General features: G+C 32.8%; 13 protein-coding genes and 2 pseudogenes. All 15 read right to left on the bottom strand.

Annotated elements, in window-relative coordinates; translation table 11 throughout:
* Nucleotides 1–48 precede the first annotated feature (48 nt).
* A complete protein-coding gene (locus LS66_RS10355; protein ID WP_236097026.1) occupies nt 49–459 on the bottom strand; it encodes a hypothetical protein in 411 nt (136 codons plus the stop codon).
* A gap of 99 nt (nt 460–558) precedes the next feature.
* Nucleotides 559–753: pseudogene (locus LS66_RS10455) on the bottom strand (VgrG protein); the annotation flags it as partial.
* 50 nt (nt 754–803) lie between these two features.
* Nucleotides 804–1016 carry a hypothetical protein gene (locus LS66_RS09765; protein WP_052057517.1) on the bottom strand — a complete coding sequence of 71 codons (213 nt, stop codon included), beginning with the start codon at nt 1014–1016 and terminating at the stop codon, nt 804–806.
* Nucleotides 1016–3073, bottom strand: coding sequence for an N-acetylmuramoyl-L-alanine amidase (locus LS66_RS09760; RefSeq protein WP_034368156.1), 2058 nt, complete (start codon nt 3071–3073; stop codon nt 1016–1018). Before LS66_RS09760 ends, LS66_RS09765 begins: the two co-directional genes overlap by 1 nt.
* Nucleotides 3063–3689 carry a hypothetical protein gene (locus LS66_RS09755; RefSeq protein WP_034368153.1) on the bottom strand — a complete coding sequence of 209 codons (627 nt, stop codon included), beginning with the start codon at nt 3687–3689 and terminating at the stop codon, nt 3063–3065. The genes LS66_RS09760 and LS66_RS09755 overlap by 11 nt, the downstream gene beginning before the upstream one ends.
* Nucleotides 3682–3822, bottom strand: a complete 141-nt coding sequence (locus tag LS66_RS10145; RefSeq protein WP_156407278.1) for a hypothetical protein — start codon at nt 3820–3822, stop codon at nt 3682–3684. The genes LS66_RS09755 and LS66_RS10145 overlap by 8 nt, the downstream gene beginning before the upstream one ends.
* Complete coding sequence (locus LS66_RS09750) at nt 3819–4409, bottom strand: hypothetical protein (RefSeq protein ID WP_034368151.1); 591 nt, start codon at nt 4407–4409, stop codon at nt 3819–3821. Before LS66_RS09750 ends, LS66_RS10145 begins: the two co-directional genes overlap by 4 nt.
* Nucleotides 4406–4537 (bottom strand): hypothetical protein, encoded by a 132-nt coding sequence (locus tag LS66_RS10425; protein ID WP_268902971.1) that lies wholly within the window; start codon nt 4535–4537, stop codon nt 4406–4408. The genes LS66_RS09750 and LS66_RS10425 overlap by 4 nt, the downstream gene beginning before the upstream one ends.
* The gene (locus tag LS66_RS09745) at nt 4530–5135 is read right to left on the bottom strand and encodes a hypothetical protein (RefSeq protein ID WP_034342383.1); all 606 of its coding nucleotides are present in this window, start codon (nt 5133–5135) and stop codon (nt 4530–4532) included. Before LS66_RS09745 ends, LS66_RS10425 begins: the two co-directional genes overlap by 8 nt.
* Complete coding sequence (locus LS66_RS09740; RefSeq protein WP_034342386.1) at nt 5125–5412, bottom strand: hypothetical protein; 288 nt, start codon at nt 5410–5412, stop codon at nt 5125–5127. The genes LS66_RS09745 and LS66_RS09740 overlap by 11 nt, the downstream gene beginning before the upstream one ends.
* Nucleotides 5413–5415: 3 nt before the next feature.
* Complete coding sequence (locus LS66_RS09735) at nt 5416–5700, bottom strand: hypothetical protein (protein ID WP_034342389.1); 285 nt, start codon at nt 5698–5700, stop codon at nt 5416–5418.
* Nucleotides 5693–5929, bottom strand: a complete 237-nt coding sequence (locus tag LS66_RS09730; protein ID WP_034368148.1) for a hypothetical protein — start codon at nt 5927–5929, stop codon at nt 5693–5695. Before LS66_RS09730 ends, LS66_RS09735 begins: the two co-directional genes overlap by 8 nt.
* Nucleotides 5929–6375: a hypothetical protein gene (locus tag LS66_RS09725; protein WP_052057518.1), complete on the bottom strand. Its 447-nt coding sequence runs from the start codon at nt 6373–6375 to the stop codon at nt 5929–5931. Before LS66_RS09725 ends, LS66_RS09730 begins: the two co-directional genes overlap by 1 nt.
* Nucleotides 6376–6406: 31 nt before the next feature.
* Nucleotides 6407–7756, bottom strand: a complete 1350-nt coding sequence (locus LS66_RS10350; RefSeq protein ID WP_236097025.1) for a hypothetical protein — start codon at nt 7754–7756, stop codon at nt 6407–6409.
* 53 nt (nt 7757–7809) lie between these two features.
* Nucleotides 7810–8301, bottom strand: a pseudogene (locus LS66_RS09710) (hypothetical protein); the annotation flags it as partial.

The raw sequence follows: 8301 nt of genomic DNA, 5'->3' as shown, positions 1-8301 counted from the left end.
TTTAGCTTTGACATTACAATATCCTATCTATTCCTTTTTCTTTACCCCTCACTCCGCCTTTACCTCCCCACCTTTAACGACTAATCCTTTAGAATCTATGACTACTTCTACTCCACCAGCTTTAATAACGATAGAATCACTTTTGGCTACAATAGAAGTATCGCTCACTTGAATTGTTGCTTCATTATTAGCATTAAGGAGATAATTAGAATCTGCAATCATTGTTATATTGTCTGCAACCATTACAGCAGCTCTATCAGATTCTAAACTCAAAGATTGAGGAGATGACAAATGAATATTCTCATTAGAATGAATAGCAATTTCACCTTGTGTTTGAATATTAAACTTTTTCTCAATGCTTATATCGCTGTCCCCCTCCACCACCTCTCTCTTATTCCCCCCTACATTCCTACTCTCATCTTGTTTGATACTTGTATTGAGATTTGCTTGTATCTCCACCTCCTTATCCTCTCCTACATATTCACTACTCTTCTTTGCAATCCTTACTTTGTTATCTACTCCTACATTTAAAGTATGGCTTAATCCTACAATAGTATCTTTAGATAAAGCTACATTGGTATTATATTCTCCTCCAATACTTACAATCTTTGCTAAATCTATGGTTTGAGTATGAATCTTTTTAATCCTTTCATTATAAGTTCCCTCTACTTGAGATTCTTTATTGTTATGTATGGTTTGAGTGAAGTTATGCTTAATGAGTTCTTCATAATCTCTTTGTGCTTGAAGATAGATGTGTTCTTGTTCTTTAAGATTGGAGAATATAAGCTCATTACTGCCTTGCTCTATTGGTTGTATGGTATATCTGTGTTGGTAGTGCCTCCACTATGTAATGCTCCACTATTTAATGTCCTAACACTTAAGGAAGTGATATGGTCATCTTTGGTTAAGGTAGCTAAACTTGGGTTAGTTTGGTTATACAGACTTCCTGATATATAAGGTTTATTGATCTCTCTAGGGATAGGTATATTATCTAAACTATGCAGTCTTTGAGTCATTAGCTCACCCTTTGCATTGGATTTTTTGTCATCGTCTGTGTGATATGGTGTAAAATAGCTAAATGCAAACTACTAACAAGAGTATTTCTATAATTTATATCATTAAGCTTTGCCCTATCGCTCTCATTACTTATAAATCCTAGTGTTATTAGCACTGAAGGCATAGCAGCAAACCTTGTGAGATACATATTGCTTTTGTGTGCGAAGTTGGCATTATTTTTATCTTGCTTGACACGCTCTAGTTTATTAATGAATCCTTCTTCCTCTCTAGCATATTCCCTAGCATTATAAAAACATCGCATTCCACTAGCCAGCCCACTTTCCTCACTATCGATATGTAGCGATAGTAGCAGTATCCTATCATCTTGGATATTATGCTTGATAGCATTGGCTATTTTTACTCTTTGCTCTAGGCTCTCATTATTTTGCCCTAGTATGATAGGATATGCCCTGATTTGCTCGATTCTCTTTGTGAGTTTGGCAATCACATCAAGGATAATATCTCGCCTTTTCATACCCCCTTGCTCATATCGTGGGTGCAATGCCCCACTATCGCCTATATCTATAATCACAATAGGCTGCATAAAAGACATTTTCACATAAGGCGTGTGTATCTGACTATCACAATACCCAAAGAAAGCCACAATCTTATTATGCCATTCCTCTTTTATAGGATAGCTTTCTTTTAGTCCTGTGCCTAGCCTGTTTAATCCAGAGCTTTGGCGGTTTTGTATGCTTATATTGGCAATATACTCATCTATACCAAAATCCATGACATTAAATGTCATATAGGCAAACTGCGTGTATTGTTTATATCTCATATCAGTTGTATTTATCTGTGGGGTGAATGTGATAGCATTGCTTCCTTTTTGTGCGTGCAGTCTTATTACTTCATAATCAGCCTTTAGCTTACTTTGCACATCATTAAATCCTAGATATATCTTATTGGCTGTATATTCTTTAGCTTGTTTATGCTTTGTTTGGATATTAGTTATCGTGGCATATTGTGTTTTGCTTAGCTCAAAGTTACTCTCACTCAAATTATCTCTATCTACTATAAAGCTTATTTTATCTATGCCTATTTCTTGTCCCACACTGATAGTATCTATTTGTAGAAAACCTTTAGAATCTGTTGTGCCTTTTGCTACTACTCTTTGGAATCTATGGTTATAGATATAGATTGTGCTATTCTTTAGTAATTCTCCTTTGCTAGAATCATAACATTCTTGTATTGCTAATCTCAAAGAGATTGCGTTAGCTGTGGGTTGGATTTTAGAATCTTTTTGTATATCTTTAGATGATAAAGATTGATAAAACTCCATATCCCTATCTAAGTAATTATGAAAGCTTAACATTAAAAGGATTGTTTTGAAATAGCTACTATAAATATTGCTAGATTCTTGACAAAGCATTTCAGATTCTGCTTCTGTAAGCTCTCGTAATTCTACATAGTGATTTCTTATAAGATAGTCATTGATGCGATTGATTTTGTTTTGGTATTGAATCTCTCTTTGCTTTATGCGTTCATTTTCTGCTTTGTCTTTTTGGGTTTGCTTGTCCTCCTCTGCAAAGATTATATCATTGACAACCCCTGCTATTAATGCCCCAGCTACTGCCCCAATGATAGTTCCAACAATGGGGGCAGCAGACCCAGCCGCTGCACCAGCTGCCGCCCCTGTGGCAATGCGAGTGAGGAGGGATATGCCTGTTTTAACAGCGAGTTGAGCTACTTTGGTCTCCATAGCATAGCCAACACCTATTCCAACACCAACCTCTGTCAATGCTCTTTCGTTAGATTTTCCCTCTATTTTTGCTTGTAGAAAACTCAATATGCCAAAATTCATTTTAATTTTAAGTTTAGCAACTTCTGTTGTGGTGGAGTTAATATTCATATTATTTAAATATTTTTCTGCTCCATATATAGCAAATCCTTCAGTAATTGCCACCCCATAAGTCGCCACATCTCCAGCTATTCCTAATTCCCTCCTATGAATCGGAATCTTTTCAAACTCATTACAATGACATTCCAAACCTTTGTAAATATTTTTATTTTCCATTTTCTTTTTCCTTTCGCATTTTGTCTATTTCATCAAAATATAGAATTTCATTTTTAATAAAAATATCATTGAAAATTTGTGAATATTTCTCTTCACTTAAGCTTAGTAGATATTGTGTGATATGCGGCTTAAAAAGCACATTTAATTTATCAATTAACTCGTGTATATTCTGTGTATTATCAGTATAACATAAATTTGATTCATCAATTACAAATTCCTTATTCTCTAAAAAGGTGGTGAAACACAAATTGTTTGTTAATTTTGGGCTTGTAGGGTTGCTAAATCTCATAGAATGTGCGTAAAAACTTCCTAATTGAAGTATTATTTTTTTACCAATATATTTTTCAATAACAAAATAACTATCAGTCATATATAGCCTTTTAAAATTGAATAATTTTAAAATTCCTGATAGAAAAATATAGAATATAACTAACCAAAACAAAACAAGAAATAGACCACGAAATCCACTAAGTGGTGGTGCTATCCAAAACACTGCATAAGTTACAATAGAACACACTGAAATGCTTATGATAATAAAATAGATGCGATACATTTTGCTCTTTGCTGAAAAATTTCTTTGTAGCTCATAAATAACTTTATCAGCAGATTTACTCATAGCTCTCTCCTATTGCCACCCCATAAGTCGCCACATCTCCAGCTATTCCTAATTCCCTCCTATGAATCGGAATCTTTTCAAACTCATTACAATGACATTCCAAACCTTTATAGATATTTTTCTTTTCACTCATTGTCTTACCTCCCGCAAAGTATCAATTTCGTCAAAATCAATATAATCACTTGGCAATCCTTCTTTGAAAAAAGAATTATTTTTGAAGCAATTATAATCATTTTGATTCATTTGTATTAAGCTATTTTTAATGTATGGTTTTATGGTTTCGTATATCTCTTGTATGTTGGTATTGCTAAAATCAATAAAAAAGTATTTTGGCAAAATAGCTTTGGTTGCTAGTTTTCGTATCGTGATAATGGTATCAAAGCTAATTTTAAGAATCTCATCTTCTTCGCATATGTAAAAACTTCCTAATGGCAAAATTATATCAGACCCTATATATTTTTTAAGAATAAAATTATTATGGGTAATTTGAATGGCTTTGAGATTAAGAGACAGGACAACACCAAATAAGTAATAAAGTATTATTAAAGCAATAAATACAAATATCAAGAAATGTAATTTATCAAAATATACAAAAACAATATAGATAAGAAAACACGATACGCAGAATCTAAAAAGAATACTCCATAAAAAATTGATACAAAAAAAGATATTTTTTATCCTTTTTAGCTCCCAGAGAGTTTTATCTTTAGTTTCGCTCACACTTTGCTCCTTATTGCTCCACAAGCCACATCTCCCGCTATTCCTAAATCCCTCCTATCAATAGGGATTATTTCAAATTCATTACAATGGCATTCTAAACCCTTATAGATATTTTTATTTTCAACCATTGTTTCTTTGTTCCTCTCGCAGTTTGTCTATTTCTTTATAGTCTATGCTGTATTGGTCTTTAATGCTTGCACCTCCATAAAACGTTTTAAATTTATTATATGCTTTCTCATCGCATTTAAGTAAATAATCAACAATAAAAGGCTTAAGCAATGTTTGAATTTTATCAACATTTGTATTATAACTTTCAAGAAAAAAATATATAGGAAACAATGAGTGCTTCCTTATTGATTCTATTGAATAATCACCTATAAACATAAAATTAAAATAAAATGGCATTCTGTGAAAAATAATGAAATCCCCTAAAGGTAAAACAATATTTTTTCCTAAATATTTTTCTATGAATAAATTATTATTTTCAATATACATCGTTTTTAGATTTAGCGAATAATAAAAATCCCTTGCTATATAGCAAACAAAAAAAGTTAAAGCTAGAAATGTAAGCAAACCTTTTAGATTCTCAGGTGTAGTAAAATATGTAAGTAAAATATACAAAAAAACACAAAATAGAGAAAAATATGCTGTATGACTATAAAGAGCCAAAATACTCTTTTTTCTCTCTAATTTCCAAGTTATCTCATCTTGTGTATCACTCATCATCTTTCCCCTCTGCTTTTTTAAATAGATAAGCAATTACGCCATAATTCACACCTAGAGTGATTGTAGGAATATTTGGTAGATAAAAAGGGCGATTCTTAGGATAGAGCATATCATTCATAGCACCTGCAAAAGCAGCATTTGCAGGTAAATAAATATTTAAGAAATTACTTGTAGAGTTACCCAAATTATTCAGGATTTCTTGTTTTTGAGGTAAATTTTTATCAAATTCATATTGACAGACATTTAAAGAAGCATAGATGGTATTATTTTTATTCATTTCTTACCCTTTACATAGGATTCCATTTCTTGCATATAGGGAGAAAAATCTATTGTAAAATAATTCAAATTCCTCTTTATGTCCCAATAAGCAAAACCCAATGATACCGCACCTCACAAAGTAGCTCCAAAAAATATTTAAACATATTAAAAAGTTTTTCTTTCTTTCCAACTCCCAAATAATCTCATCATTGTTAGAATCTAACTTTTTAGATTCTGTATTCACTCTTAGATTCTCGCTTATCACATTCTTTCTTTGAGATTCTATCTTATCACTTTCTCTACTCACTCTTTACCTCCCCACCTTTAACAACTAATCCTTTAGAATCTATCACTACTTCTACTCCACCAGCTTTAATAATAACACAATCTGAAGTAGCTGTTATGGTAGTGTCGCCTACTTGGTGGGTTATTTGATTTTGGGCTTGAGTATTGATGTCGCTTTGGGCTATGGTTTCTACACTATCTCCTAAAAGGGTCATATTGATATTTGTTTGAAGTGATATAAATCTTTGCATTACATTAATGGCTCAATCTCATTATTTTTCACACATTTATTTAATTCATCAACAATAACTTTTACATACTCCTCAAGTCTTTTAAGATTCTCCTCTGTTTCTCTTGTGCAAAGGGTAACATACTGATATGGAGGATAGTCATTAAAGCACCACATGCATGGTAAGTCATCTATGCTAAAAAACCAAACTAAAGTCTCCACATAGTCAATATGCTCTCCTACAATGATATTGTAACCAAATGCCAACCATATATCTTTGCAATAATCAAATGCGTCCGAATAGCCAAAATTCCATATTTCAAACTCCCAACGCATATTTCCTTTATTGTCCTCATTATATTCTTTGTCATACCATATAGGATTATCTGTTTTTGTTGTTTCTCTCTGTGCCTCTAAACTACTAGATTGTAAGCTGTGGTTTTCTAGTTTTTGTTTGTATTCTTTCATGCTATCCTCCTCTTTTATGATATTTTCTATCTCATTTGAGATACTTTTTATTAACCTTATCGTTAGTCCTTTTAGAGCTATCAATAATTTTTCTATATACTTCATCGAGATTCTCTCCTTTTTTGGAATATTTTTTGACATAATATTCAAAAGGTTTTATTTTTGTGCGTGGGTCAATGTTTAATCGCCAAGCCATAATTCTATCTTGCATAAGCTCCCTTGCTTGTTGTTTAGTAGTATTTCTCAATTCATGCAATTTTTCTGCCTGTTGCCTTAAGTCTTGTATTGTGCGATATGGATTTCCTATTGTATTCAATTTATCGTTATACCACCTCCTTGCGGCTTGATTGGAAAGTGTCTGTATCGGTATATTATCAATTGTTTTTGTGTTGTCTCGTCCCAAATTTGCAATAGCATTAATTGCACTATAACCAAATTGATATGCAGCTTTTGCTTTTGTTCCTGCAAAAAACCCCACAATATACCCACTCACATCAATAAGCCCCTCCTCTGTGTAAAGTGAGGGGGAATAAATATATAATGTAACACCTACTTCATACTTTGGGTTTTCTATGAAAGCAAAGAATCTAATTTGCCTATCTAGCCATTCCTCTTTTAAGTGTATTGTTATCTCTTCACCCACTATCTCATTACCCTCTGAATCTGCAAGGATTCTAAATGTTTCGTGTTCTTTTATAGGAGAGTTTATATTTTCCTTTGTTGTGTGTTGGTAAGGACTTGAGGTAATATATCCCCATTTGGTTTGTGTCTTTTGTGTTTGATATGTTTGTCTTTGTGTATCACTTTGTTTATCTTTATTGGGGATAGTGTCTTGATTGTAGTAGGCTTTGAGGTGGATTTGTATATGTTGCAAAGATTCTATGGCTTCTTTTTGTATTGTTGCTTTTGTATCGATATTATAGCTTCTTTGTGGTAGGTATAAGACATTAGCATTATTGTTTTCTTGTATGGTAGCTATCTTATTGCGATGTTGGGCATTATAGGTATCATAGACATTGTTTTGCGTAGTATATGTAGAATCTCTATTATCTCGTATCTCTGCATACACACTACTCACTAATAGCTTATCTTGATAGTGAAACTCTAGGGTATGGGGTTTATTGAGGTTTGCTAGTCTTATACAACACGCATTAGTCTTAGGTCTGCTTTTATAATGTGGGTGTTCTATCTCTACTCTAAAGGCGTGGCAATCTTTAAGACTCTCTATATCATCTAGGATTATTTCTCCACTTGAGCTTTTTTCATTATAGAGGATCTTACCATTTTTTCTTTGTATGACTTTTATAGTAGCATTTTGTATAAGAGCACTATTCACATCTCTTACTTGTATATGTATAGGTTTGGTGTTAATCTCTGCCATTATTGCTACCCTATCTCATTCTATTTATATGTATATTTTTATTCTATTTAAGCTTACTCACTCTTTACCTCTCCGCCCTTAACGACTAATCCTTTAGAATCTATGACTACTTCTACTCCACCAGCTTTAATAATAACACTATCTCCCTTAGCAGTAATAGAAGTGCCGCTCACTTGAATTGTTGCTTCAGTATTAGCATTAAGAGTATAATTAGAATCTGCTATCATTGTTACATTATCAGCAACCATTATAGCAGCAGTTTCAGATTCTAAACTTAAAGATTGTGGTGAGGATAGATGAATATTTTCATTGGAGTGGATAGCAATTTCACCTTGTGTTTGAATATTAAACTTTTTCTCAATGCTTATATCGCTATCTCCCTCCACCACCTCTCTCTTATTCCCCCCTACATTCCTACTCTCATCTTGTTCTATACTTGTATTGAGATTCCCCCCTATCTCCACCTCCTTATCCTCTCCTACATATTCACTACTCTTCTTTGCAATCCTTACTTTGTTATCTACTCCTACATTTAAAGTATGGCT

Origin of the sequence: Helicobacter sp. MIT 03-1614 (genome assembly GCF_000762925.2) — a bacterium.
GTDB lineage: Bacteria > Campylobacterota > Campylobacteria > Campylobacterales > Helicobacteraceae > Helicobacter_C > Helicobacter_C hepaticus.
Note: the sequence above shows the minus strand (reverse complement) of the source record. Positions and strands in the feature narration are given on the sequence as shown.

Coding starts and splice junctions, on each gene's coding strand:
- LS66_RS10350 (WP_236097025.1), bottom strand. CDS start 7,756: ATGGCAGAGATTAACACCAAACCTATACATATACAAGTAAGAGATGTG.
- LS66_RS09745 (WP_034342383.1), bottom strand. CDS start 5,135: ATGATGAGTGATACACAAGATGAGATAACTTGGAAATTAGAGAGAAAA.
- LS66_RS09730 (WP_034368148.1), bottom strand. CDS start 5,929: ATGCAAAGATTTATATCACTTCAAACAAATATCAATATGACCCTTTTA.
- LS66_RS09755 (WP_034368153.1), bottom strand. CDS start 3,689: ATGAGTAAATCTGCTGATAAAGTTATTTATGAGCTACAAAGAAATTTT.
- LS66_RS09725 (WP_052057518.1), bottom strand. CDS start 6,375: ATGAAAGAATACAAACAAAAACTAGAAAACCACAGCTTACAATCTAGT.
- LS66_RS10145 (WP_156407278.1), bottom strand. CDS start 3,822: ATGAGTGAAAAGAAAAATATCTATAAAGGTTTGGAATGTCATTGTAAT.
- LS66_RS10425 (WP_268902971.1), bottom strand. CDS start 4,537: ATGGTTGAAAATAAAAATATCTATAAGGGTTTAGAATGCCATTGTAAT.
- LS66_RS09765 (WP_052057517.1), bottom strand. CDS start 1,016: ATGACTCAAAGACTGCATAGTTTAGATAATATACCTATCCCTAGAGAG.
- LS66_RS09740 (WP_034342386.1), bottom strand. CDS start 5,412: ATGAATAAAAATAATACCATCTATGCTTCTTTAAATGTCTGTCAATAT.
- LS66_RS09760 (WP_034368156.1), bottom strand. CDS start 3,073: ATGGAAAATAAAAATATTTACAAAGGTTTGGAATGTCATTGTAATGAG.